The organism is Luteimonas sp. 22616 (genome assembly GCF_052044325.1).
Taxonomy (GTDB): domain Bacteria; phylum Pseudomonadota; class Gammaproteobacteria; order Xanthomonadales; family Xanthomonadaceae; genus Luteimonas.
Window position 1 is genome coordinate 2,183,685 of the sequence record NZ_JBQEMW010000001.1, and the last position, 23,413, is coordinate 2,207,097.

At 69.4% G+C, this 23,413-nt stretch carries 19 protein-coding genes; 6 read left to right on the forward strand and 13 right to left on the reverse strand.

Translation table 11 applies throughout. The features are described 5' to 3' along the window. Positions 1 to 32 precede the first annotated feature (32 nt). Complete coding sequence (locus ACTJIL_RS10110) at positions 33 to 1,430, forward strand: M28 family peptidase (protein ID WP_440755386.1); 1,398 nt, start codon at positions 33 to 35, stop codon at positions 1,428 to 1,430. Between the two features lie 73 nt (positions 1,431 to 1,503). Continuing rightward, a complete protein-coding gene (locus ACTJIL_RS10115) occupies positions 1,504 to 1,983 on the forward strand; it encodes an AAC(3)-I family aminoglycoside N-acetyltransferase (RefSeq protein ID WP_440755900.1) in 480 nt (159 codons plus the stop codon). Between the two features lie 36 nt (positions 1,984 to 2,019). On the opposite strand, the gene ACTJIL_RS10120 is transcribed toward ACTJIL_RS10115, so the two are convergent. The 5 genes from ACTJIL_RS10120 to ACTJIL_RS10140 form a co-directional block, all read right to left on the reverse strand. Beyond that, positions 2,020 to 3,699, reverse strand: coding sequence for a hypothetical protein (locus ACTJIL_RS10120; RefSeq protein WP_440755387.1), 1,680 nt, complete (start codon positions 3,697 to 3,699; stop codon positions 2,020 to 2,022). Positions 3,700 to 3,847: 148 nt separating this feature from the next. Next, a complete protein-coding gene (locus ACTJIL_RS10125; protein ID WP_440755388.1) occupies positions 3,848 to 4,660 on the reverse strand; it encodes a TrmH family RNA methyltransferase in 813 nt (270 codons plus the stop codon). Beyond that, on the reverse strand, positions 4,650 to 5,207 hold the full coding sequence (locus tag ACTJIL_RS10130; RefSeq protein WP_440755389.1) for a GNAT family N-acetyltransferase: 558 nt from the start codon (positions 5,205 to 5,207) through the stop codon (positions 4,650 to 4,652). The genes ACTJIL_RS10125 and ACTJIL_RS10130 overlap by 11 nt, the downstream gene beginning before the upstream one ends. Before the next feature lie 121 nt (positions 5,208 to 5,328). Then, on the reverse strand, positions 5,329 to 8,472 hold the full coding sequence (locus tag ACTJIL_RS10135) for an efflux RND transporter permease subunit (protein WP_440755390.1): 3,144 nt from the start codon (positions 8,470 to 8,472) through the stop codon (positions 5,329 to 5,331). 3 nt (positions 8,473 to 8,475) lie between these two features. Next, positions 8,476 to 9,609, reverse strand: a complete 1,134-nt coding sequence (locus ACTJIL_RS10140) for an efflux RND transporter periplasmic adaptor subunit (protein WP_440755391.1) — start codon at positions 9,607 to 9,609, stop codon at positions 8,476 to 8,478. Between the two features lie 273 nt (positions 9,610 to 9,882). On the opposite strand from ACTJIL_RS10140, the gene cysK reads away from it, so the two are divergent. Both cysK and ACTJIL_RS10150 read left to right on the forward strand, forming a co-directional pair. Then, positions 9,883 to 10,839, forward strand: a complete 957-nt coding sequence (gene cysK, locus ACTJIL_RS10145; protein ID WP_440755392.1) for a cysteine synthase A — start codon at positions 9,883 to 9,885, stop codon at positions 10,837 to 10,839. Between the two features lie 14 nt (positions 10,840 to 10,853). Next, complete coding sequence (locus tag ACTJIL_RS10150; RefSeq protein WP_440755393.1) at positions 10,854 to 11,369, forward strand: O-acetyl-ADP-ribose deacetylase; 516 nt, start codon at positions 10,854 to 10,856, stop codon at positions 11,367 to 11,369. A gap of 96 nt (positions 11,370 to 11,465) precedes the next feature. Here ACTJIL_RS10150 and ACTJIL_RS10155 read toward each other — a convergent pair whose 3' ends face one another. Both ACTJIL_RS10155 and ACTJIL_RS10160 read right to left on the reverse strand, forming a co-directional pair. Beyond that, positions 11,466 to 11,954: a hypothetical protein gene (locus tag ACTJIL_RS10155; RefSeq protein WP_440755394.1), complete on the reverse strand. Its 489-nt coding sequence runs from the start codon at positions 11,952 to 11,954 to the stop codon at positions 11,466 to 11,468. A 308-nt stretch (positions 11,955 to 12,262) separates the two neighbouring features. After that, positions 12,263 to 13,273, reverse strand: a complete 1,011-nt coding sequence (locus ACTJIL_RS10160; RefSeq protein WP_440755395.1) for a class I fructose-bisphosphate aldolase — start codon at positions 13,271 to 13,273, stop codon at positions 12,263 to 12,265. 234 nt (positions 13,274 to 13,507) lie between these two features. Between ACTJIL_RS10160 and ACTJIL_RS10165 the strand changes: the two genes are divergently transcribed. Next, positions 13,508 to 13,921 (forward strand): hypothetical protein, encoded by a 414-nt coding sequence (locus ACTJIL_RS10165; RefSeq protein ID WP_440755396.1) that lies wholly within the window; start codon positions 13,508 to 13,510, stop codon positions 13,919 to 13,921. 246 nt (positions 13,922 to 14,167) lie between these two features. Here the strand turns inward: ACTJIL_RS10165 and pyk are convergent, their stop codons facing one another. The 6 genes from pyk to ACTJIL_RS10195 form a co-directional block, all read right to left on the reverse strand. Continuing rightward, positions 14,168 to 15,634, reverse strand: coding sequence for a pyruvate kinase (gene pyk, locus ACTJIL_RS10170; protein ID WP_440755397.1), 1,467 nt, complete (start codon positions 15,632 to 15,634; stop codon positions 14,168 to 14,170). A 122-nt stretch (positions 15,635 to 15,756) separates the two neighbouring features. Continuing rightward, entirely contained in the window at positions 15,757 to 18,057 is a 2,301-nt protein-coding gene (locus ACTJIL_RS10175; protein ID WP_440755398.1) for a tetratricopeptide repeat protein, read from the reverse strand. Then, complete coding sequence (locus ACTJIL_RS10180) at positions 18,054 to 20,102, reverse strand: DUF3857 domain-containing transglutaminase family protein (RefSeq protein WP_440755399.1); 2,049 nt, start codon at positions 20,100 to 20,102, stop codon at positions 18,054 to 18,056. Before ACTJIL_RS10180 ends, ACTJIL_RS10175 begins: the two co-directional genes overlap by 4 nt. Positions 20,103 to 20,423: 321 nt before the next feature. Continuing rightward, positions 20,424 to 20,651, reverse strand: coding sequence for a DUF6289 family protein (locus ACTJIL_RS10185; protein ID WP_440755400.1), 228 nt, complete (start codon positions 20,649 to 20,651; stop codon positions 20,424 to 20,426). Between the two features lie 178 nt (positions 20,652 to 20,829). Further along, positions 20,830 to 21,060: a hypothetical protein gene (locus tag ACTJIL_RS10190; protein ID WP_440755401.1), complete on the reverse strand. Its 231-nt coding sequence runs from the start codon at positions 21,058 to 21,060 to the stop codon at positions 20,830 to 20,832. Positions 21,061 to 21,262: 202 nt separating this feature from the next. Continuing rightward, positions 21,263 to 22,438 carry a phosphoglycerate kinase gene (locus ACTJIL_RS10195; RefSeq protein ID WP_440755402.1) on the reverse strand — a complete coding sequence of 392 codons (1,176 nt, stop codon included), beginning with the start codon at positions 22,436 to 22,438 and terminating at the stop codon, positions 21,263 to 21,265. Positions 22,439 to 22,881: 443 nt separating this feature from the next. Between ACTJIL_RS10195 and ACTJIL_RS10200 the strand changes: the two genes are divergently transcribed. After that, on the forward strand, positions 22,882 to 23,352 hold the full coding sequence (locus tag ACTJIL_RS10200; RefSeq protein WP_440755403.1) for a CopD family copper resistance protein: 471 nt from the start codon (positions 22,882 to 22,884) through the stop codon (positions 23,350 to 23,352). Positions 23,353 to 23,413: the final 61 nt, after the last annotated feature.

Consider the following 23,413-nt stretch of genomic DNA (forward strand, 5'->3'; position numbering starts at 1 on the left):
TGCCGCACGATGCGCCGCTTCCGGAGACATCCATGCGCCTCGCCCCGCTGCTGCTCGCCCTTGCCCTCGTGCTTCCCGCCGCCACGGTGCAGGCCGAAACCCGCATCCCCGACCGGGCGATCGAACAGGCCGCGCAGCTGCGCCAGCAGGCACTGGCCAGCAACCTGGGCTGGAAGATCACCGAATCGCTGACCACCGAAGTCGGTCCGCGCCTGGCCGGCAGCGAGGCCGACGCGCGCGCGGTGGCGTGGGCCAAGGCCAAGTTCGAGCAGCTCGGCTATGACAAGGTCTGGACCGAGCCGGTCACGTTCCCGAAATGGGTGCGCCGCAGCGAGCATGCCCAGGTGCTGGGCGAGCATGCGCAGCCGCTGCTGCTGACCGCGCTGGGCGGCAGCCCGGGCGGCATGGTCGAGGGCGAGGTGGTGCGCTTCGCCGACCTTGACGCGCTCAAGGCAGCGCCGGACGGTTCGCTGGCCGGCAAGATCGCCTTCGTCGATTACCAGATGAAGAAGCAGCGCGACGGCGGCGACTATCGCAACGGCGGCGGCATCCGCGGCCGCGGGCCATCGGTCGCGATCCGCAAGGGCGCGGCTGCATTCCTGATGCGCTCGGCCGGCACCGACTCCTCGCGGGCGCCGCATACCGGCAATACCCGGTTCGAGGAGGGGCTCGAGCCGATCCCGTCGGCGGCGCTGTCGATCATCGACGCCGACCAGCTCGCGCGCCTGGTCGCGCTGGGCCCGACCCGCGTGCGCGTCGCGCTCGACTGCGGCTGGGACGGCGAATACACCTCGCAGAACGTGATCGGCGAGATCACCGGCAGCCAACGGCCCGACGAGATCGTGCTGATCGGCGGCCACCTGGATTCGTGGGACCACGGCACCGGCGCGATCGACGACGCCGCGGGCATCGCCATCACCATGGCAACCGGCGCGCTGCTCGAGCCGCTGAAGCCGAAGCGCACGATCCGCGTGGTCGCCTTCGCCAACGAGGAACAGGGCCTGCACGGCGGCTTCGCCTATCGCGACGCGCACGCGAAGGACGTCGCGAAGCATGTCATCGCCGCCGAAAGCGACTTCGGCGCCGGCCGCATCTACGGTTTCGACAGCAGTGCGCGCGACAGCGAAAAGGCGGCGTTCGAACAGATCGCGGCATCGCTCGCACCGCTGGGCATCGAGGCGATGCCCGGCAAGGGCGATCCGGAATCCGATATCGGCCCCCTCACCGAACGCGGCATGGCCTGGGCCTGGCTGGGGCACGACGGCACCGACTACTTCGACCTGCACCACAACGCCGAAGACACGCTGGACAAGATCGACCCGAAGGTGCTGGCGCAGAACGTCGCCGCGTACACGGTGTTCACCTGGCTGGCGGCACAGGCCGACGGCGGCTTCGGCAGCGCGCCGAAGGCGGCGCAGCCCGCGCACTGAGGGCGGCGAAGCACCGCATCCAGCGGACGATCATTCCGTGCCCCGCACCCCCGTGCCTCCCGCGTCCTTCTCCATCCGCGCGCTCGGTCCCCAGGACGATGCAACGATGCGCGCCATGCTGGCGATGTTCGGCACGGCATTCGATGACGTGGCGACCTTCAGCCAGGCGCCACCCGGCAGGGCCTATCTCGGGCGCCTGCTGGGAAGCGATACGTTCATCGCGCTCGCCGCGCTGAATGGCGACGCGGTGGTCGGTGGGCTCGCCGCCTACGTGCTGCCCAAGTTCGAACAGGAACGCAGCGAGATCTATATCTACGACCTGGCGGTGTCGGACGCGCACAGGCGGCAGGGCATCGCGACCGCCCTGATCATGGAACTGCGGAGGATGGCCGTCACGCGCGGCGCGTATGTGATCTTCGTGCAGGCCGACCTCGGCGACGACCCCGCCATCGCGCTGTACACGAAACTTGGAATCCGCGAGGACGTCCTGCACTTCGACATCGCGGTGCCGGGCGATGCGCCGTCCACATCGAAGCCGCGCGGCACGGCCTAGAGCGCGGCCGCCTGGAAACAACCTGTAGGCTTGCGGCTACCGGTCGGCGGCAACGGCGACGCGCGGCGCGATGCCATCAGCCACCGCGGTTCCCTGCATCCAGCCGATCCAGCGCCCACGCTCGCGGTCGCACATCGCCAGGCCGCGCACGGTGCCGTCGCCGTCGAGCAGCAGGACGCGATCGCCCGGCGCATCGTCGAGCCGGAAGCGGACCCGGCGGCCACGCGCCTGCGGGTCGATGCGGTTGTCGACGGCCACCACCTCGACCTCACCCGCATCGAGCATGCGCAGCGCATCCGCCGCGGGCCGGCGGCCGAGCCATTGCGTTTCCGGCCACGCGAACACGGCCACCCGCGCAGCGCGCATGGGTGGCAGCGCGGCGGCCAGTTCTCCCGGCACGGTTTCGCCCAGCGGCAGCGACGGATCGACGACGCCCACCGCCGCGGCCAGCCCCGTCTGCTCGGCAACCGCGCGCATGCCGCCGCCGAGCTTCGCCATCCACAGCTGGCTGGGCAGCAGCGCGATGGCCACCAGCACGGCCAGCACCAGCACGCGCGCCGGTCGACGGGCCTGCGCGGCCGTCGCCAGCAGCAGGCCGGCCCAGAACAGGCTCGACCAGACCACGTAGCGCAGCGCCAGCAACTGGTCCGGGTGCGTGCCGAAATATTCCAGGCGCACCAGGGTGATCATCGCGCCGACCGCGGCCGCGAAGCATGCCAGTCCGATCCCGACCAGCGCGACAGGCGCACGGTCGCGCCAGGCCCGCCAACCCAGCACGGCGAGCCAGGCCAGCCCTGCCAGGCCGAACAGCAAGTGCGGCCAGCGAGCGAGCAACACCGGCCCGAACGCGCCTTCGTAGGCCTGCGCGACCGCCTGCGCCGGCACCCGCGCGGCGGCCACCGGGACCTGCGCAGCCAGCTGCGGATCGAGCAGCGGCCAAGCGGCATAGGCGAACGGGCCGGCCAGCCAGCGCAGCAGCATGTCGCCCTGTCGCAGCGGCGCGAAGCCGGGCGACCCGCCGGTGCCACCATCCAGGTGCAGCAGCGCCAGCGTGAGCACGAGCCCGGCAATGAGCACCGCCCACTGCGGCCATGGCGCCCGTCGCAGTGCCAGCACCGCGGCGAACCCGGCGAAACAGGCGATGCCGCTGCCGAAGGAGAACGCCGCGGCAAGTCCACATGCGGCCGCAAGCGCGACGTCGACGAGGCCACCACGCCCGACGCTCGACCGCAACAGCACGTGCAGCCCGATCGCGAGGAACAGCGTGACGCAGTACGCATGCACCGATTCGTTGCCGTGCGCCAGCGCGCGGATGTTGCCCAGCCAGAAAACGCCCAGTACCACGGCCAGCAATGCCGCGCTCCGCGCCGGCGCCCCGGCAAGCCCGCGGATGCCGCGCCAGAACACCAGCACCGTAGCCAGCGCCAACACAATGCCGACGCCGACCTGCAGCCACTGCTGCGCCGCGAACGCGTGCAGCTCGAGTACCCGCACCGCGTTGGGGAACAGCTCGTGGTGGCCGTTGTCGGGCGCGAGGATGTCCCACGGGAACGGCGCCTGCAGGAAGTGGCCGAGGAAGCGCCAGCCATCCGCGTAGGGCACGCGCGGCGCCAGCCACCACATCGCCGCGACGCCGGCGAGCAGGTAGAGCAGCGCGAGTGCACGCGCCAGCGGAACCAGGTGGCGCCGGGCGGCGTCCGGCGGCTGTGCGATCAAGAGTGCACTCCTTGCACCATCATCACCGCGATGGCTGCGCCGCTCTCAAGAGCAACCTTCTGTAGGAGCGGCTTCAGCCGCGAGCTTCCGGCCTCTGCAATTCCATCGAAAAGCTCGCGGCTGAAGCCGCTCCTACGGGCTCCGCAGATCATCGCGCGCGCATCCACTGCGCCAGCAATACCGCGGTGGCGGCGGCGACGTTGAGGCTCTCGACCGCACCGCTGCCGGGAATCGACAGGCGCAGGTCGCAGGCGGCGGCCAGCGCGGTGTCCATGCCCTCGCCTTCGGCGCCGAGCACGTACACCAGCCGCTCCGGCAGGCGCGCGGAGAACAGGTCCTGGCCGCCGCGCACCACGGTCGCCGCCAGCGCGAAGCCGGCGCCGTGCAGCTGCGCGATCGCGTTGTCCTCGCGCCCCAGGCGCACGAACGGCACCGCCTCGGCGCCGCCTTCGGCCACGCGCGCGGCGGCGCCCGACAGCGCCAGCGGCGAATGCTTCGGCAGCAGCAGCGCCGAGACCCCGAAGTGGGCGGCCGAACGCAGGATCGCGCCAAGGTTGTGCGGGTTGCCGACGCCATCGAGCCACAGCGCGCAGCGCGGCCCGGCCGGCAATGCCTCCAGCCACGCGGTCAGCGATTGCGGCGGCTCGCGCAGCACCTCGGCCACCACGCCCTCGTGGTGCTTGCTGGCGGCGAGCTTGTGCAGGTCGGCCTCGTCGACCACGCGGTAGCCGACCCGGTTGGCCACGCACCATTTCAGCAGCGGTTGCAGCTGCCCGATGCGCACCTCGGACAGGTACAGCTTGCGGATCGCCGACGGCCGGCGCGCGAACACCGCCTGCACGGCATTGAGTCCGTACAGCCGCAGTTCCTCGTCGCGCTGGCGACGCGGCGGCGCGGCATCTTCCGCACTTGCCTGCGGCGGGCGCCGCTTCCACGGCGACGGCGGGTGGTCAGTCGGCATCGAGCGTGTCCCGGGTCCTGGCGAAGCTGCGCAGGTCGTGCAGCTTGCCACGGGTGAACACGGCGCGGCGCTGGGTGCCTTCCTCGACGAACCCGTTCTTCAGCAGCACCCGCGCCGAGGCGGTGTTGAAGTCGAGCACCGTCGCGTGCAACCGGTACAGCGACAGCGTGCGCATCACCCAGGGCGCGAAGAAGCCGACGACGCGGGTCATATGCCCGTGCCCCCAGTGACGCCGCCCCAGCCAGTAGCCGAGCTCGGCGCCGTGGCGGCGTTCGCCCTGCCCGGCGCGCACGCCGATGCCGCCACAGGCCTGGCCGTCGATCTCGATCGCGAACACCGGCGCGCTGAAGTCGACCACGCGCCCGGCGAGGAAGGCTTCGCCGTCGGCGCGCGTGTATGGGCTTGGGAACCGGTCGCTGGTGCCGCGCGAAACCTGCTCGTCGTCGGCGTGCAGCAGCAGCGAATCGAGGTCGTCGCCGCGCCACGCGCGCAGGCGCACGGCATCGCCAACCATGATCGTCGTCGTCTTCCAGTCCGTGTCCGTCATCGTGCGAAGGATACGCGAGCGGGCAGCGTGGCCCGTGGATCCCGGCGGGAGCAGCCGCTTCGCAATGCCGCATCGAATCTCGCGCGATGTGGAATTCCGGGCGCCGGGACGTCGCCCCGGTCTACGCGTGGCCGCCCACCGACGGGGTCTGCTTCTCCTGCAGTTCCAGCTCCTGCGCCACCGCATCGGGCGACCGCGTGTACGGGGCCAGCAGGGCATAGAACGCCGGCACCACGAACAGCGACAGCAAGGTGGAGAACGACACGCCGAAAATCACCACCACGCCGATCGTCGCGCGGCTGGCCGAACCCGGGCCGCCGGCGGCCACCAGCGGAATCGCGCCCACCGCGGTGGCGATCGAGGTCATCAGGATCGGGCGCAGGCGCACCACCGACGATTCCACGATCGCCTCGCCCACGCTGCGGCCCGCGTCGCGCAGCTGGTTGGCGAACTCGACGATCAGGATGCCGTTCTTCGCCGCCAGCCCCACCAGCATCACGATGCCGATCTGGCTGAACAGGTTGAGCGTGCCGCCGGTGATCGCCAGGCCGATCAGCGCGCCGAGCACGCCCAGCGGCACCGTCAGCATGATCACGAACGGATGGATGAAGCTCTCGAACTGCGCCGCCAGCACCAGGTACACCACCAGCAGCGCCAGGGTGAAGGTCAGCAGCACGGCGCCGCCCGCCTTCTGGTACTCGCGCGATTCGCCCTTCCAGTCGACCTGCGCGTAGTCGGGCAGCTCGCTGCGCGTGACCCCGTCGAGGAACGCCAGCGCCTCGCCCATGCTGTAGCCCGGGGCCAGGCCGGCGCTGATGGTGATCGCACGCAGGCGGTTGAAGCGATTGAGGCTGCCCGGCTCGGCAAGCTCACCGAGCGTGACCAGGTTGGACAGCGGCACCAGGTCGCCGTTGCGTGCACGCACGCGGATCGCGTCGAGGTCGGCCGGGGCTGCGCGCCCGGCGCGCCCGGCCTGCACCAGCACGTCGTACTCCTCGCCTTCCTGCACGAAGGTGGTGACCTGGCGGCTGCCCATCATCGTTTCCAGCGCGCGGCCGATGTCGGTGACGCTCACGCCCAGATCCGAGGCGCGCGCGCGATCGATCTGCACGCGCATCTGCGGCCGCGTTTCCTTGTAGTCGGAGTCGACCGAGAAGAACCCGGGATTGGCTTCCATGCGCTGCATCAGGATGTCGCGCCAGCCGGCGATTTCCCTGTACTCCGGCCCGCCGAGCACGATCTGGATCGGCTGCCCGCGGCTGCCGACCAGGCCGCCGCCCACGCGCGGCTGCGCGCGCACGCCGCTGAGCGCGCCGAGTTCCTTGCGCAGCGATTCGGCGACCTCCGCGGTGGACTGGTCGCGCTTCTGCCAGTCCTCGAGGAACACGATCACGTTGCCGGTGTGCATCTCCTCGCTCGCGCCCCAGCCGCCAGGCACGCGGGTGTTGTAGCGGCGGATCACCGGGCCGTCGCCCTTCACCCGTTCGGCAAAGATCGATTCGACCTGCTTGATCTGGTTGACCGTGTAATCGAAGCCGGCGCCCTCGGGGCCGACGATCGAGACGAAGAACGCACCGCGGTCCTCGGCCGGGGCCAGTTCGGAAGGCACGAACCTGGCCAGCCCGTAGATCGCCGCGATGCAGGCCAGCATCGTCAGCGCCACGCCGCCGACGATCCGCGGCGGCCGCGCCGCCACCAGCCGCGCCAGCGCGCCGCGATAGCCGCGCGCGACCCGGTCCAGGCCGCGGTTGAACCAGCGGTTGACCGGATTGGACTTCTCCTGCGCGTGCGGGCGCACCATCTTCGACGCCATCATCGGGGTCAGGGTCAACGCCACGAACGCCGACAGCGCCACCGCGCCGGCCAGCGCCACCGACAGCTCGCGGAACAGCCGCCCGGTGTTGCCCTCCATGAAGCCCACCGGCAGGAACACCGCCACCAGCACGGTGGTGGTGGCGATCACCGCGAACGCCACCTGCCGGGTGCCGCGCACCGAGGCCACCAGCCGCGGCTCGCCCAGGTCGACGCGGCGCTGGATGTTCTCCAGCACCACGATCGCGTCGTCCACCACCAGGCCGATCGACAACACCAGCGCCAGCAGCGTGAGCAGGTTGATCGAGTAGCCGAACAGGTACAGCGGGATGAACGCCGCCAGCAGGCACACCGGCACCGTCACCGCCGGGATCAGCGCCGCGCGCAGGCTGCCCAGGAACAGCCAGATCACCAGCAGCACCAGCGCGATCGCCTCGGCGAGGGTGGCGTAGACGCGCTCGATCGAGGCCTCGATGAAGACCGTGTCGTCGAAGGCCACGAAGATGTTGGTGCCCTCGGGCAGCGACTTCTGGACTTCCACCGCCATCGCCCGCGCCGCGCGGGTGACGTCGAGCGCGTTGGCGGTGGAGGTCTTGATGATGCCCAGGCCGATGTTGGGCTGGCCGTTGCTCTGGTAGTACGCGCGGCGCTCGGCCGAGGCCAGCTCCACCTGCGCCACGTCGCCCAGCCGCACCACGTAGCCGTCGTCGCCCTTGCGCAGCGGGATCGCGGCGAAGTCGGCCGGGGTGGTGTAACCACGCGCCACGCGCAGGGTGAAGTCGCGGGTCTCCGACTCGATCCGGCCGGCCGGCAGCTCGACGTTCTCGGCGCGCAGCGCGGCCTCGACGTCGTTGGCGGTGATGTCGCGCGCGGCCATCGCCTCGGCGTCGAGCCAGATGCGCATCGCATAGCGCTGGCGCCCGCCGATGCGCACCTGGGCCACGCCGTCCAGGCTCGACAGCCGGTCGACGATGTAGCGGTCGGCATAGTCCGACAGCTCCAGCGTGTCCATCGTGGTCGAGCTCATGTTGAGCCAGATGATGGTGTCCGAATCGCTGTCGGCCTTCTCCACCTCGGGCGGGTCGGCTTCGTCGGGCAGGCGGTCGGCGACGCCGCTGATCGCGTCGCGCACGTCGTTGGCCGCGGCCTCGATGTCGCGCTTGAGGGTGAACTCCAGGGTCACCGCGGAGCGCCCGTTGACGCTGCGCGACTGGATCGTCTCGATGCCCTCGATGCCCGACAGCGCGTCCTCGAGCACCTGGGTGATGCGGGTCTCGACCACGGCCGCCGAAGCGCCCGGATAGTTGACGTCGACCGAAACGATCGGCGGGTCGATCGCCGGCAGCTCGCGCAACGTCAGGCGCGAGAACGCCATCACGCCGAGCACCATCAGCAGCAGGCTCACCACGGTGGCGAACACCGGGCGGCGGATGGAGACGTCGGACAGCAGCATCGATCAGCCCTCCGTGGCGGGCACGGCGTCGGCCGCGTCGGCCGGCGGGTCGTCCGTGCTGCTGCGAGGCTTGCCGGCCGCAGGCGCCGCGGCGACCTCGCGGATCTTCGATCCGGCGCGCAACTTGCCGGTGCCGTCGACGACGATGCGGTCGCCCGGCGCCAGGCCTTCGAGCACTTCGGCCTGCCCGCCGGCGCGCGCGCCGATCTTCACCGGCGCCTGCTCGACGGTGCTGTCGCCGCCCACGCGGTACACGAACGAATCGCGGCCGACCTGGACGATGGAAATCTCGGGCACCAGCAGCGCCTGCCGCTCGGGCCGCTCCAGCTCGACCTGCAGCAGCATGCCCGGCCGCAGGGCGCGGTCGGGGTTGGGGAAATCGCCGCGCACCATGACCGCGCGCGTGGCCGGATCCAGGCGCACGTCGACCACCGACACCGTGCCCTCGAAGACACGCTCGGGAAACGCGACGGTGGTGCCGGCGAGCCGCTGGCCCACGTCGGCCAGCTCCATCTGCACCTCGGGCACGGGGAAGTCGACGTGCACGCGGGCGATGTCGTCGAGCGATGCGATCACCGTGCCCGGCGTGACCAGCGCGCCGGGGCTGACCTGGCGGATGCCCAGCCGGCCGGCGAACGGCGCGCGGATCACCCGGTCATGCAGGTTGGCCTGGATCTGCGCCATCTGGGCGCGCGCGGCATCGCGGGTGGCGCGCTGGGTATCGAGCGCGGCGCGGGCGATCAGCTGCTGCGCGGCCAGTTCCTGCTGGCGCTTGTACAGCCGTTCGGCCTCGGTCGCCGCGGCCTGCGCCGCCGCAAGCGCGGCGTGCTGCTGCTGGCCGCTCAGCGTCACCAGCGGCGTGCCCTTGGCGACCTCGTCGCCGCTGTCGAAGTGCACCTGCTGCACCGTCTCGCTGACCTTGGCGGTGACATCCACCGACTCGCGCGCCTTGACCGTTCCCAGCGCGCGGATGCGATCGTGCCAGGACTGCATCGCCACCGTCGTGGTGGTCACCACCTCCACCGGCGCGGCGCCCTGTTCACCGGCCTTCTCTCCGCCACAGGCGGCGAGGTACAGGCACAACAGGGCGGACAGGAGCAGGCGTGGCGTCGTGGGGGCGCTGAGTCCGGGCATCATGCATACAAGGGCAAAGGGAAACCGCTCGATTCTATCGACTCGATGCGACGGCCACGTGTGCCATCAGGCCCGGCGCCGCGAACGCGATCGGCGTCAACCGCAGGCCCGTTTGCGCGTTACGCGTGCCGGGACATGGAGCGGTAATCGCCGGGTGCGCGGCGTTCCGGCGACCGGCGTCCCATTGGCCGGTTCCCTGTGTGTCATCCGTAGGCGTGCGCGCCGGCGCGAGCGGGCGTAACGTCGGCCCTTCCCCCCGACACGCAGGGCTTCCCCATGATCCACGACAGCATCCTCGGCACCATCGGCCGCACGCCGGTCGTGCGCCTGAACCGCATCGCGCCGGCCAACGTCACCCTTTACGCCAAGGTCGAAGCGTTCAACCCCGGCGGCTCGGTCAAGGACCGGCTTGCGATCGCCATCATCCTCGATGCCGAGGCCCGCGGCCTGCTCAAGCCCGGCGACACCGTGATCGAGGCCACGTCCGGCAACACCGGCGTGGCGCTGGCCATGGTCTGCGCCGCGCGCGGCTACCAGTTCGTCGCGGTGATGACCGAGACTTTCTCGATCGAGCGCCGCAAGCTGATGCGCGCTTACGGCGCGAAGGTCATCCTCACCGCCGCCGCCGAGCGCGGCACCGGCATGGTGCGCAAGGCCGAGGAACTGGCGAAGCAGCACGGCTGGTTCCTCGCCCGCCAGTTCGAGAACCCCGCCAATCCCGCCTACCACCGCCAGACCACCGCGGCCGAAATCCTGCGCGATTTCGCTGGCCGGCGCCTGGATCACTTCGTCAGCGGCTGGGGCACCGGCGGCACGCTCACCGGCGTGGCCGACGTGCTGCGCGTGGCGCGCCCGGAAGTGAAAGTGACCGCCGCCGAGCCGGCCGTGGCCTCGCTGCTGGCCGGCAAGGAGTGGTCGCCGCACAAGATCCAGGGCTGGACCCCGGACTTCGTCCCCGCGGTGCTCGACCGCAAGGCCGCCTCGCAGATCCTCACCGTCGACGATGTGACCGCCCGCGACACCTCGCTGCGGCTTGCCCGCGAGGAAGGCATCTTCGTCGGCATCTCCGCGGGCGCCACGGTGGCCGCGGCGCTGGAAGTAGCGCAGTCGGCCAGCGACGGCGACGTGATCCTGGCGATGCTGCCCGACACCGGCGAGCGCTATCTGTCGACGTTCCTGCTCGAGGGCGTGGAGGAAGGGTCCGACGACCCCTGGCTGGCATCGCTGGGCTGAGTCGCGACGCGCAGATGCGGATCGAGGTCGTCGAGGGCGATATCACCACATTGGCGGTCGACGCGATCGTCAACGCTGCCAACGAGTCGCTGCTCGGCGGCGGCGGCGTGGACGGCGCTATCCATCGCGCCGCGGGCCCCGGCCTGCTCGACGAATGCCGTGCGCTGCCGGAAGTGCGGCCCGGTGTGCGCTGCCCGACCGGCGAGGCCCGCATCACCGGCGGCCACCGCCTGCCGGCGCGCTGCGTGATCCACACCGTCGGGCCGCTCTGGCGCGGCGGCGACCATGGCGAGCCGGAACGCCTGGCCGCCTGCTACGCCAACGCCCTGCAACTCGCATCCGACCTCGGGCTGGCGTCGATCGCGTTTCCGGCGATCAGCTGTGGCGTGTTCGGTTATCCGCATGCGCCGGCCGCGGCGGTTGCGATCGGGCAACTGCGCGACTGGTCGGCGGACCTGCCCGAGCGCGCGCTGCTGTGCAGCTTCGGCAGCGACATCGCCGCGGAGTATCGACGACTGCTGGCAGGCTGAAAAACGCGGGCTGTCCCTGCTACCACTGCGGGAGCGGCCATGGCCGCGATGCCCTTGCTGCCAACCCGATCGCGACCATGGCCGCTCCCACCGGCATCACGCGCCGTCGAGCAGCCACAGCAGGAAGATCGCGAACACCACGACGAGCATCAGCGTCAGCCAGCCGCGGCTGCCACGATCCCCGGCGACCACGGTCGGGACACGCGGCGACGGGTTCGGCCGCACGCCCGTTTTCGCGGCGCCGTCGACGGGCGCGGCACCGTGGCGGATCTGGTCGACCGCCTCCTTCGCCGTCTTCAGGTCGAGGCGTGGATTGGCTTCGCGCAGCAGCGCGATCGCGGTGACGAACTCGCCCCGCGCCACGGCCGCGGCGGCGGCAGGGGGAAACACGAACGGCGCCTGCGCGGAGGCACCGGCACCACGCCGCCCGGCCTGCTGGCCGTTCGCGTATGCCCGCACCAGGTCGCGGGCCTCCTTCAGCGGAAGGCCGGTCGAGGCGCGCACGATTTGCACGGCCTCGATCACATTGCCGCGCGCCAGCGCGGCGGCGGCCTCGGGCGGGAACTGGATGGAATTCGGCGGCATGCCACGATTCCTGGCGAAGTAAGGAGTCCGCGGACAGCTTACGACACCGGCCCGCGACACCAATCCCCTCGCCCGTTCCCCACACGACCGGCTTCGGCCGCGGGCCCTCGATCTTCGGTGCCTGCCTGCGGTCCTGGATCGCGATCGCTTCCGGGATCCTCATCCCCGCGCGTGGCAGATCTGGCCCCTGCAGCAAAGCTCTCGGCTGAAGCCGCTCCTACAACGACAGCCCGGAGCATCGCGCCGGGCCGCAAAGAACAACGCCGGCACGGGGCCGGCGTTGTTCGCACTGCGTTGCGATGAGGCGATCAGGCGGCCCGATCCCACTGGCCCAGCGCGGCCAGGCCGTTGTCGCGGGCCCGGGCGAACACGGTGTCCTGCGCGCCGGCGAAGTTCTTCACCAGGTCCTGCGACCACAGCTTCAGCGCCGCCGACTGCATCGCGCGGCCATAGGAGAACGACAGCGGCCACGGGTTCGGGCCGAGGCGATTCATCGCGTCCAGGTGCGCGGTGGCGTCCTCGTCGCTCTGGCCACCGGACAGGAACACGATGCCCGGCAGGATCGCAGGCACCGTGGACTTCAGGCACATCAGCGTGGCTTCGGCGACCTCGTCGACGCTGGCCTGCTCGTCGCAACCCTTGCCCGGGACGACCATCGATGCCTTGAGGATCGTGCCCTCGAGCGCGACGTTCTGCTGGTACAGCGCGTCGAACAGCGAACGCAGCGTGACCTCGGTGACCTCGAAGCAGGTTTCGATGTCGTGGTTGCCGTCCATCAGCACTTCCGGCTCCACCATCGGCACCAGGCCCTGCTCCTGGCACAGCGCGGCGTAGCGCGCCAGCGCGTGGCTATTGGCCTCGATGCAGGTGCCCGACGGGACGTCGTCGCCGATGTTGATCACCGCGCGCCACTTGGCGAAGCGGGCGCCGAGCTTGTAGTACTCCTCCAGCCGCGCGCGCAGGCCGTCGAGACCCTCGGTCACCACCTCGCCCGGGAAACCGGCCAGCGCGTGGGTGCCCTTGTCGACCTTGATGCCCGGGATCATGCCGTTGTCGGCCATGTACCTGGCGAACGGCACACCGTCCTTCGTCGACTGGCGGATGGTCTCGTCGAACAGGATCGCGCCGCTGATGTGCTGGCTCAGGTTCGGCGTGGTCAGCAGCATCTCGCGATAGGCGCGGCGGTTCTCTTCGGTATTCTCGATCCCGACGCCGGCAAAGCGCTTGGCGATGGTGCCGGTGGATTCGTCGATGGCGATGATGCCCTTGCCCGGCGCGACCATGGCCAGGGCGGTTTCGGCAAGCTGTTCGATACTCATGTCGGAAAGGCTCGGAGGCGGCGGAAAGGCCGTCGATTATAGCCCGCGGGCCCGGGCAATTGGTCGCGGGAAAGGCCTTGCAAACGGTTTCGGACGGCCTCCTCCCGGCGCCGTGCGTCAGGATTCGGCGTCGCCCGTCCGCGAACGCAGGAAAGCACCCAGATCGTCGATCCGGCACTCGTCCGACCAGCGCTTCATGGCGCGTTCGGCATCCGGTCCTGCACCAAAACCAGCATGTTCAACCGCAAACCCGGGAAGGCGCCGGGGATTCTCGGGACCAGGCAGGTAGCGTCTATACCGAAGCGTCTGGACAAGCGCCGCAGCGAACTTCCGCCCCACCTCGCGGGATGGGCGCGAGGCGCCGAACTGCAAGACACGGAAGGCGTCGGGCACGCCATCTGGCTGGATCACAAACCCTACGGCAACGCAGCCTTCGACGCCTTCTTTCAGCAGTTCCCATGGATATCGCGGGCCACGTTTAGTGCCGTTGCCATCGCTTTGCCAGTAGCGGCCTCCGTCGCCTTCCTCGACGACCAGAACCTGACCCGGCTCGATCCCGGACTGCTCATGGGCAGGGTCCGATCCATAGGCCGATACGGGGGGGCGCCAACATCACCAACAACGAAAACAGACATGCGCAAGCATTGACCACCGGGCTTGCCACTCGATATGTCTTGCAATCCCCGACGAGCATATCTGCAGCCTGATTGGAATTCGTGTCTCGGCCCACCCGAGCGTCGCAGCTGGAATTTCTCGGCTCGAGTCGGTGGATCTACCAACCCGACTTCGATGCTGGGAATGACGGGTACGAAAGGCGCCGGTTGACGGGCCAATCCAGCCCGCGGTTTCGCGGGCGCCGCCTGCCCGTTCCCGTTCTCCGGCCTTGCTCTCCCGTCAAAGCTCGCCCAGCCCTTCGGCCCTGCCGTTCTCGCCCACCTTCAGCAGGCGCAGCGTGTTGGTCGCGCCGCGGTGCTCCATGTGGTCGCCGCTGGTGAACATGATGTGGTCGCCGGCGGCGAGCAGGCCTGCGTCGTGCAGGGCCTGCACCGCATCGCGCGCGGCTTCGCGCGTGGCCAGGCCGCGGCTGTCGAAGTCGATCGGGAACACGTCGCGCATCAGCGCCATCCGGCGCCGCGACCCGGGATGCCGCGACAACGCGTAGATCGGCACGCTGGAGCGGAACCGCGACAGGTAGCGCGCGGTGCCGCCGGATTCGGTCATCGCCACGATCGCGCGCACCGCCATGTGCTCGGACAGGAACATTGCCGCCATCGCGATCGCCTGGTCGGCGCGCTGCATGTCGCGCGAGGCCTTGCCAAAATCGATGTCGAACTCGAACTGCTTCTCGGCGCCGACGCAGATGCGCGCCATCGCCTCGACCGCACGCACCGGGAAATTGCCGGCCGCGGTTTCGGCCGAGAGCATCACCGCATCGGTGCCGTCAATCACCGCGTTGGCCACGTCGAGCACCTCGGCGCGCGTGGGGATCGGGCTGTCGACCATCGACTGCAGCATCTGGGTGGCGGTGATCACCACCCGGTTCTGCGCCAGCGATTCGCGGATGATCTTCTTCTGCAGGCCGGGCAGTTCGGCGTCGCCGATCTCCACGCCCAGGTCGCCGCGGGCGACCATCACCACGTCGCTGGCTTCCACGATCTCGGCCAGGTTCTCGATCGCCTCCGCGCGCTCGATCTTCGACACCAGCGCGGCGTGGCTGCCATGCGAACGCGCAACCGCGCGCGCCTCGTGCATGTCGGCGGCGTTGCGGCAGAACGACACCGCGATGAAGTCGGCGTTCATGCCGGCGGCGACGCCGATCAGCTCCCGGTCGCGGTCGGTGAGTGCACCCAGCGACAGTCCCCCGCCGAGCCGATTGAGCCCCTTGCGGTTGGACAGCACGCTGTCGTTGATCACGCTGGTGACGATGCGTTCGCCCTCGATGCGCTCGACCCTGAGCTGCACCACGCCGTCGTCGAGCAGCAGCACGTCGCCCGCCTGCAGGTCCTGCGGCAGGGCGAGGTAACTCACGCCGACCTGGGTCGCATCGCCGGGCGGTGCGTCTTCGCTGGCCACCAGGTCGAAGCGCTCGCCCGCACGCAGCAATACCCGGCCTTCAGCGAAGGTCTCGACACGGATCTTGGGGCCGGGCAGGTCGGCCAGGATGCCGACCTCCACACCCACCCGCGCGGCCGCTTCGCGCACCGCCTGCGCCCGTGCAAGCTGCGAGGCCGGGTCGCCGTGCGAGAAGTTCAGGCGCACCACGTCGACCCCTGCGTACAGCAGCGCGTCGAGCACGCCCGGCGCATCGGTGGCCGGGCCGAGGGTGGCGAGGATGCGGGTACGACGGCGGTGTTCGGACATGGAAGCGACTGCCTGCGATGGATGCCCCATCCTAGCCCAGCGTCGGCGGCTCCGGCGTTGCGCGAAACCTTACATCCCCTGGCAGCGGTCGCCGGGCCCGCCACCGCACCCGTGGCGGCTGGCTAATCCCGGCTGGCTTCCAGGTACGGCTTGCCGGCCTGATAAAGCGCGAGCCGCCCCGCGGCGCGCTTGGCAGTTTCCGCCATTGCCGTATCACCGGGCCGGGCCTTCGCCTGTCCATCGAACCGCTCGACCACGTTGTTTTGCATCCGCACCGCAGTTTCGTAGTCGCCGGTTGCGGCATGGCATGCAGCCACGGTGTCTAGGAAGCCGGGGTCGATCTCATCCACGTCGCCGATCTTCGCACCGACCTCGAGACCATGCTTCGGATCTCGGATGGCGTCGTCCGGCGAGGTACACAGCGCCCATGCAAGGTTGTTCGCAGCCATCGACTGTCCAAGCTCGACGCCCTGCGACCAAATTTCCATCGCACGGCGACGCGAATCGGGCGTGTCCTTCGTGTAGAACAGCCACGCACCGTACTCGACGTAGGCCGCCGCCTCCTTGGCGGCGATCGCACGCTCCATCCAGCGCTGGCCCTCGACTTCATCAACCTTGCCCAGGTCGCCACGCAGCAGCGCACCGCCAAGCATCGCCTCGGACACATGGTCGCCACGCTCGGCGTCCTTGCGCAACCAGGCCTCGGCCTTGGCCGGCGACTTTTCCATGCCATCGCCGCGTAATGCCAGCGACGCCAGCCGCCGTCGCGCTTCAGGCAGGTCGGCCTCATCGGCCAGGCTGCGGTACACCTCCAGGCCGGTAGCCACCTTGTCGTCGCCGGCAACGCCAGACACCATCAGTCCGGCCAGTGCCAGCAGGCTTTCCATGTCACCGCGTGACGCGGGCTCGAACAGCCATGCCATCGCCTGGTCCCAGTCCTGGACCGCATCGGCATCGCCGGCAAGGATCCGCGCCGCCATCGGCTTCGCATCGTGCGCCGCGGCCTTCAACCACGCCTGCGCCGCGACACGATCCTTGGCGACGTCGCGCCCGAAACGCAGCTGCCATGCATATTGGTCCTCGCCCCAGGGGTTGCCGGCCTGTGCCGCGCGACGAGTCCAATCGAGCGCCGACGGGACATCCTTGCGTAGCAGCGCATCTCGCGCGAGCAGCTCATGGCCCGCGCCGCGCGCGTTGTAGGCGGGCGTAGCGAACGCGATGAGCTGCCGCTCGTCCAGCGGCAGCGCCCGCGCCATCCGCTGCGAGGCGTCGAGCAGCATCGTTGCACGATCCCCCGCGGCAATCGCGCGATCGGCGCGCGCCCGGAAGAATGCGGGGATGTCGGTTTTGGGCGTGGTCGCCAGGGCAAGACTCGCCACGAATCCGCTCGCCGATGCCGGCGCCCAGCGCTCGTCCGCATCGTCGAGCAACGTAGCCGCGGCGGCTTCGTCCTTCCCTACTCCGGTCCCGGTAGCGTAGGCGTATGACAGCATTGCCATCGGCAGCGCATGTCGCTGTTCGGCACCGGCCAGAAGGGCATCGACGAGCCCACTCGAGCAGCTTGGGTTCGCCGGTGCCTGCTGGCAAAGAAGCAGCCATGTAGCAAGCGACTGGATGCCGCCCTCGCCTGCCGCGATGCGGACAGCCTCGATCCGGGCATCAACGCCATTGGCCATCGATGCCTCGCGCACCGCCTTCGCATCGATCGCGGCCAGCTGGCCGTTGGCGGCCTCTGCATCCACCAACGCATCACTCAGCTGCAGGCGCTGCATCGGATAGCCCGAATAGGGATCACTGCGCACGGCGGCGTTCATGGTATCAACCATGTCGAACATCAGGTGGCGCTCGCCACCGGTTTCCGGGTCACCTACTGCCACGACATAGGGCAGGAACCGTATCGGTCGGGGACTGATGTAGTACTCGTAGCGCGATTCGAGCCCAGCGAGCACGAGCAAGGTCCGCATGTCTTGCTTGCCCATGACCCGAATGGGCAGCGCCAGGCTGGGATCGGCAACATCGGCCTGGGACAGCGCCAGCGCGGACAATGCGTCCAGCGCGGCCGACTCGCGGGCGGCAGCGGCCGTATCGGTGATTGCCTGTGCGCACAGCAGCGCGGCATGGCGCAGTGCGATGCTCACCGGCGCCATTTCGACCGCCTTCGCGACCTGTTCCCGGTGCGCTTCGCAGGCAACGGCGTCGACGGCATGCTCGTCATAACCGATGATTTCGAGGAGATCGAGCGAGTCGTACGGACTGCCCGACCCGTCGGTACCGGCAGTGGCGAGGAAATGCTGCCATGTCGCGGCAGCATCGAAGCCTCCGGATGGCTCTGCGGCCGGAAGCGTTGGAACGGCCAGCGCCAGCAGCGCGGCGAGTAGCAGCGGCCGCGGACGGCGCAGGCGTGGATGACGATCGCGATTCATGGCTTGGCTCCCCTCGGGGTCGATTCTCTGGAAGACGACGTGCCCGGCGACGACACGCCACGCAGCAGCTCCTGCAGTCGCTTCGCGCGCGCGTCTGCGTCGTCGCTTCGCGGCATTTCGAAGCGCAGGCTGGCGCCGAGCTCGTCGCGGACAAGGCGCAGGTTTTCGAGATGGTGGCCCGTATCGTCGACGGCGACGTCAGGCTCTTGCACGCCGAGGTCGTAGCGCAGCACCGCTTCATTGCCTTCGACCTGCACGCTGCGGCGGAAATCGAATGCCTTGCCCTCGATGTGTTCGTCTTCCGTGCCGAACTTCGGCTTCCAACGCTGCGGGATGCTGATGCGAACCTCATGCCGGTAGCGTCCCGGGCGGGCGAAGTACAGCGGCCCCTTGCGCACCATCGCCGGCGGCAATATCGCGACTGTGTCGAGCGTGTCGGCGCGTACGTCGAGCCGCCGGGTCATCCCGCCGTCATCCTCGAAAGGCGCCGCGAGCACGTAGGCTTCGTCGATGCGCAGCACGTTGGCCTCGCGGTCGTCGGCGACAACCGGTTCTGCGACCTGCCGCAGCTGGCCGAAGCGCTTGCGGTAATAGTCCGCGTATCGCTTTGCGCGATCGTCGCTGCGCTCGCCTGAGATCGCTTTGCGGCGCGTATCGGCGTAGGCACCGCGATAGGTCGTGGAAACTTCGAAGCGCACCTGGTGGGCGTCGTCATCGGGGAAGTAGCGCTCCACTACTGCCACCTCGGACAACCGGCGCGCGGGCTCGGCGATCGCAACCGGTGCAACTGTGCCCGCCACGATGGGCAGCGCGATGCCGAACGCGCTCAGGTCCGCATCACCCGGCTCGCCGCCCTGCTGGGTCGCAGTGGCATCGACCCAGACATCGACACCGCCGACACGCGCACGGACGATGACATGGTCGAATACAGACGCCGACGGTACCCGTTCGCCGGCCGAGCGACCGCTCGACATCGACGTGAGCGCGGGCTCGGCGTCGATACCCAGTCGCTGCAACAGCGTCACCAGCAGGTAGACCTTGTCCTTGCAGTCACCCCGACGGCGGCGCCAGGTATCGGCGGGAGCGGCTGGCCGGTGGGTGTTCTCGCCCATCTCGACGCCGAAATAGCGCACTTCGTCCTGCACTGCGCGCACCGCCGCCTTCAGGCGTGCCTTGTCGTCGGCAAGCTGCCTCCATTGTTGAAGCTTCGCTTCAAGGTCGGCCGGCAGCGGCCCTGTGACCACCGGATATAGCGGCAGCGCCCAGTCCACCACGCCCGCCCAGCTGCGCTGCACGCTGACCTGCGCATGTGGAAATGGCTGGTACCAGGCCGGATAGTCCTTTTCATCGATGACCGACTCCGCGGCATGCGCTGCAAGCAGTACTTCGGCGCCCGTCGCGGTCTGTGCGAGAACCGGCTCCGGTGCGCCATGTTGCTGGTCGACGTTGAACTGCGTGCCCGGATCGCCGATCACCCGCAGACGGGCATCGAGGATGGGGTTGCGCCAGCCGAAGTACGCGCTGGCCAATTCCTGCCCGGCGAGCACCGGATTGCTGCCGTCTACAGTGTAGGAGACGCGGACCACGTCACCGATGCGAACGTCGTCGAGCACCAGCAGCGCGGTGACCTGCCCGTCGGACGTGTCATCTTCGAAGCCGCGCTCGCGGCGGGCCAGCGAGATGTGCTCCGGATCCAACCGGCTGAGCCATTGGCCATCCCGCCTCAGCTCCACGCGATGGATCAACAGGCGCTGATATTCCGGGTTGAAGGTGATGGTGAACTTGCCGGCATCTCCGATCAGGGAGGGCGCGCGCGCCTCGAACGCATAGTCGAAGAAGTCCACGTAACCGCCGCGGCGCCAGTCAACCTGCTCGTCCAATCGCCAGGTGCGCCACGGCGCATCGGCGCCGGACGCGTCCACCGGCCATTGCGCTGGCAGCGCGCGCTCCTGCACGAATCCTGGTGCCGGCGCCACGAAAAACTCGAAGTCACCCCGTTTGTGGATGTCTTCCCCCGCCTGCGCCGTTGCCGCCAGCCACAGCAACCCCACTCCCCATAGTCCACGCATCGCGCCGCATCCCCTGTCCCCAAGGGGCAGGCTACTACTCCATGCCGGTGCCGTCGACGACCTGGCTCCCGCCACGCGCAATGTCGGCTGATCGGGGCCATGGACTGGTCCGATCATGCAATTGCATGGGCGCATTGCCGGCGATCCTGCGGCCCGTCGACCGCACCCGGGGTGTCGTCACTGCCGGTGTAGTCTCATCCGGCCTGTCGTCGAATACGGCCGCGCATGCTCGCGAGCGGGAGAAGCACAACGGCCCGGAAAACCGGGCCGTTGCGCGGATCGCGATACGTGCAGCGGTTACATGATGCAGCCGTTGTAGGTCTTCGAGTTCGACGTGACGATTCCCCAGCCCGGGTCGCCGCAGCCGAACATGCGTACGCCGACGACGGTGCCGGCTCCGTCGTAATACACCACCGAGCCGGGGTAGCAGCAATTGGCGGCGCTGGTTGCTGCCCCGGTGCTGGCCGAGATGGCCAGGAAAGCGCCCAGTACGATCAACTTCGCGTGCGACATCGAAACTTTCATCGTGAGCCTCCGTTGGGTTCAAGCCGCGTATCGGGCCCATGCCGCGTCATCACGGGATGGCTCCGGCAACGACGGGCACGGCATGCACATGCCGATTGCCCGGCGCCCCGGAACTGCCCTGCCTCGACAAGCGATGGACAAGGCGCGCCCGTTTCCGCATGGACCTCGTCAGCGGCCTTCAGTAGGTGAAGCCGCATCCAAGGCGGTATTCGTAGGTTGCCGTCACCACGCCCCAGGCCGCCTGTGGTTTGCACAGGGCGTTGTTGGCCTCGCCGACGACGTTGCCGGCCTGGTCGTAATAGACGTAGGTACCAGGCCATTCGGGGCCCGGCTGTTTCGCGATCGCCGCCAGTGATGCCAGTGCCGCTGCGACCGCGAACGCGGCGACGATCCCGGAAGATTGACGCATGCAAGACTCCTTGGCTCCCCGCGGCCCATCGCCGCAGGGCCACGCTAGCAGCGGCCCGGAGGCGCGATGTAAGCGGCGCGTGACGTGGTGACCGGACTGTGATGCGCCACGCATTCATCCGGCACCGCGGTCACCTTCGCCTTTCCGCGTGCGACGTGCCGGTCGCCATGGCACGCCGTGTGGGCCCTTCTTTCCGCGAACGTCAGCCGCCGCGCTGGGCCAGCGCGGCCACCGCGGGCAGGGTCTTGCCTTCGAGGAATTCCAGGAACGCACCGCCGCCGGTGGAGATGTAGGACACGTCGTCGGCGATGCCGTACTTGTCGACGGCCGCGAGGGTGTCGCCGCCGCCGGCGATCGAGAACGCCTTCGATGCCGCGATCGCACGCGCCAGGGTTTCGGTGCCCTTGCCGAACGCGTCGAACTCGAACACCCCGACCGGGCCGTTCCACACCACGGTGCCGGCGTTCGCGATCATCTGCGCATAGCGCTTCGCGGTCTCCGGGCCGATATCGAGCACCATGTCGTCGGCGCCGATCGCGTCCACCGCCTTCACCGTCGCCGGCGCATCGGCCTTGAACTCCGGCGCGACCACCACGTCGGTGGGCACCGGGATATCGGCGCCGCGCGCCTTGGCGTCGGCCATGATCTGCTTCGCGGTGTCGACCAGGTCGGCCTCGACCAGCGACTTGCCGACGCCGAAGCCCTCGGCGGCGATGAAGGTGTTGGCGATGCCGCCGCCGACGATCAGCTGGTCGACCTTGCCGACCAGCGACGACAGCAATTCGAGCTTGGTGCTGACCTTGGAGCCGGCGACGATCGCCAGCAGCGGGCGCGCCGGGTTGTCGAGCGCCTTGGCCAGCGCATCGAGCTCCCCCATCAGCAGCGGCCCGCCGGCGGCCTGCTTCGCGAAGCGGATCACGCCGTGGGTGGACGCCTGCGCGCGATGCGCGGTGCCGAAGGCGTCCATGACGAAGACGTCGCACAGCGCGGCGTACTGCTTCGCCAGCGCTTCGTCGTCGGCCTTCTCGCCGACGTTCATGCGGCAGTTCTCCAGCAGCACCAGCTGGCCGGGGGCGATGTCGATGCCGTCGAGGTAGTCGCGCACCAGCGGCACCTCGCGCCCGAGCAGCTCCGACAGCCGCGCGGCTACCGGCGCCAGCGAATCGGCCTCGCTCCACGTGCCCTCCTTCGGCCGTCCCAGGTGCGACATCACCATCACCGCGGCGCCGGCATCGAGCGCGGCACGCAAGGTGGGCAGGGAGGCGGTGATGCGCTGGTCGGAGGTGACTTTGCCGCCGTCGACGGGGACGTTGAGGTCTTGCCGGATCAGCACGCGCTTGCCGGACAGGTCGAGGTCGCTCATTCGCTGGATGGTCATGGGGTGTTTTCGTCGGGGAAGGAAGGGCATCGGGGCCGCGGGAAACGCAGGCCGGCAACGCGGCTTGCGCAGAAGCGGTCGGCGAGGCGCCATTGTCCGGGTGCCCGGGGGCGCAGGCAAACCGGCGATGCCGGCGGCGATCACCCCAGAGCCCCTCCTTCGCCCGTACGCGAAGGCGGCTCCACGAAAGCCCTTCTCCCGCTTGCGGGAGAAGGTGGCGCGCAGCGCCGGACGAGGGTGCGAGCGCAGCGAGCTGCTCTTGCCCTTCTCCCGATAACCAGAAGCCAAAGTCAAAAGCAGCGCTTCGCTGCGCTCGCGCTCCCTCATCCGCCCTCCGGGCACCTTCTCCCGCAAGCGGGAGAAGGGCTGTTGCTCTGACGGATCGAGGTGGAACAACTCGTGGCTGGAGCCGCCGCCCACAAAGCCGCGATTGACGCAGGTCAATGCGACGACGTGCCGCGCGGCGCACGCTGGCCGCGATGGCCGCCTGGTACCCGCTAATCCTTCTGCTGCACCTGTCCTGCGCAATCGTCTTCGTCGGCGCGGTGGCGTTCGAGGTGCTGGTGCTCGAATCCCTGCACCGGCAGTTCGAGCACGAAGTGATGGCGCGGATCGAGGCGGCGGTGATGGCGCGGGTGCGGCGCTTCATGCCGGGGGTGGTGGCGCTGTTGTTCCTGAGCGGGTTCGCCCTGTTCGACATCCGCTGCAATGGATTTTCCTGCCTCGGTTCGCGCTTCGGCTGGCTGCTGTCGATCAAGGTGGCGCTGGCGTTCGGCGTGCTGGCGGTGTTCGTCACCGCCGTGCGCGCGGGAATGCGTGGGACAATGGATCCGTGCCGGTTCCGGCGCACCCACCACGTCGTGCTGTGCCTGATGGCCGGCATCGTGGTACTCGCCAAGCTGATGTTCTATTGACCGCCCACGCACTGCGCGCACGGGCCGCTGTCCAATCCCTTTCTGCATCCAGGAGTCATGC

What these genes read in the sequence shown, in the direction of transcription:
- ACTJIL_RS10110 (WP_440755386.1), top strand. Translation starts at nt 33, where the DNA reads ATGCGCCTCGCCCCGCTGCTGCTCGCCCTTGCCCTCGTGCTTCCCGCC.
- ACTJIL_RS10125 (WP_440755388.1), bottom strand. Translation starts at nt 4,660, where the DNA reads ATGCCGACTGACCACCCGCCGTCGCCGTGGAAGCGGCGCCCGCCGCAG.
- ACTJIL_RS10130 (WP_440755389.1), bottom strand. Translation starts at nt 5,207, where the DNA reads ATGACGGACACGGACTGGAAGACGACGACGATCATGGTTGGCGATGCC.
- ACTJIL_RS10135 (WP_440755390.1), bottom strand. Translation starts at nt 8,472, where the DNA reads ATGCTGCTGTCCGACGTCTCCATCCGCCGCCCGGTGTTCGCCACCGTG.
- ACTJIL_RS10140 (WP_440755391.1), bottom strand. Translation starts at nt 9,609, where the DNA reads ATGATGCCCGGACTCAGCGCCCCCACGACGCCACGCCTGCTCCTGTCC.
- cysK (WP_440755392.1), top strand. Translation starts at nt 9,883, where the DNA reads ATGATCCACGACAGCATCCTCGGCACCATCGGCCGCACGCCGGTCGTG.
- ACTJIL_RS10150 (WP_440755393.1), top strand. Translation starts at nt 10,854, where the DNA reads ATGCGGATCGAGGTCGTCGAGGGCGATATCACCACATTGGCGGTCGAC.
- ACTJIL_RS10155 (WP_440755394.1), bottom strand. Translation starts at nt 11,954, where the DNA reads ATGCCGCCGAATTCCATCCAGTTCCCGCCCGAGGCCGCCGCCGCGCTG.
- ACTJIL_RS10160 (WP_440755395.1), bottom strand. Translation starts at nt 13,273, where the DNA reads ATGAGTATCGAACAGCTTGCCGAAACCGCCCTGGCCATGGTCGCGCCG.
- ACTJIL_RS10165 (WP_440755396.1), top strand. Translation starts at nt 13,508, where the DNA reads ATGTTCAACCGCAAACCCGGGAAGGCGCCGGGGATTCTCGGGACCAGG.
- pyk (WP_440755397.1), bottom strand. Translation starts at nt 15,634, where the DNA reads ATGTCCGAACACCGCCGTCGTACCCGCATCCTCGCCACCCTCGGCCCG.
- ACTJIL_RS10175 (WP_440755398.1), bottom strand. Translation starts at nt 18,057, where the DNA reads ATGAATCGCGATCGTCATCCACGCCTGCGCCGTCCGCGGCCGCTGCTA.
- ACTJIL_RS10185 (WP_440755400.1), bottom strand. Translation starts at nt 20,651, where the DNA reads ATGAAAGTTTCGATGTCGCACGCGAAGTTGATCGTACTGGGCGCTTTC.
- ACTJIL_RS10190 (WP_440755401.1), bottom strand. Translation starts at nt 21,060, where the DNA reads ATGCGTCAATCTTCCGGGATCGTCGCCGCGTTCGCGGTCGCAGCGGCA.
- ACTJIL_RS10195 (WP_440755402.1), bottom strand. Translation starts at nt 22,438, where the DNA reads ATGACCATCCAGCGAATGAGCGACCTCGACCTGTCCGGCAAGCGCGTG.
- ACTJIL_RS10200 (WP_440755403.1), top strand. Translation starts at nt 22,882, where the DNA reads ATGCGACGACGTGCCGCGCGGCGCACGCTGGCCGCGATGGCCGCCTGG.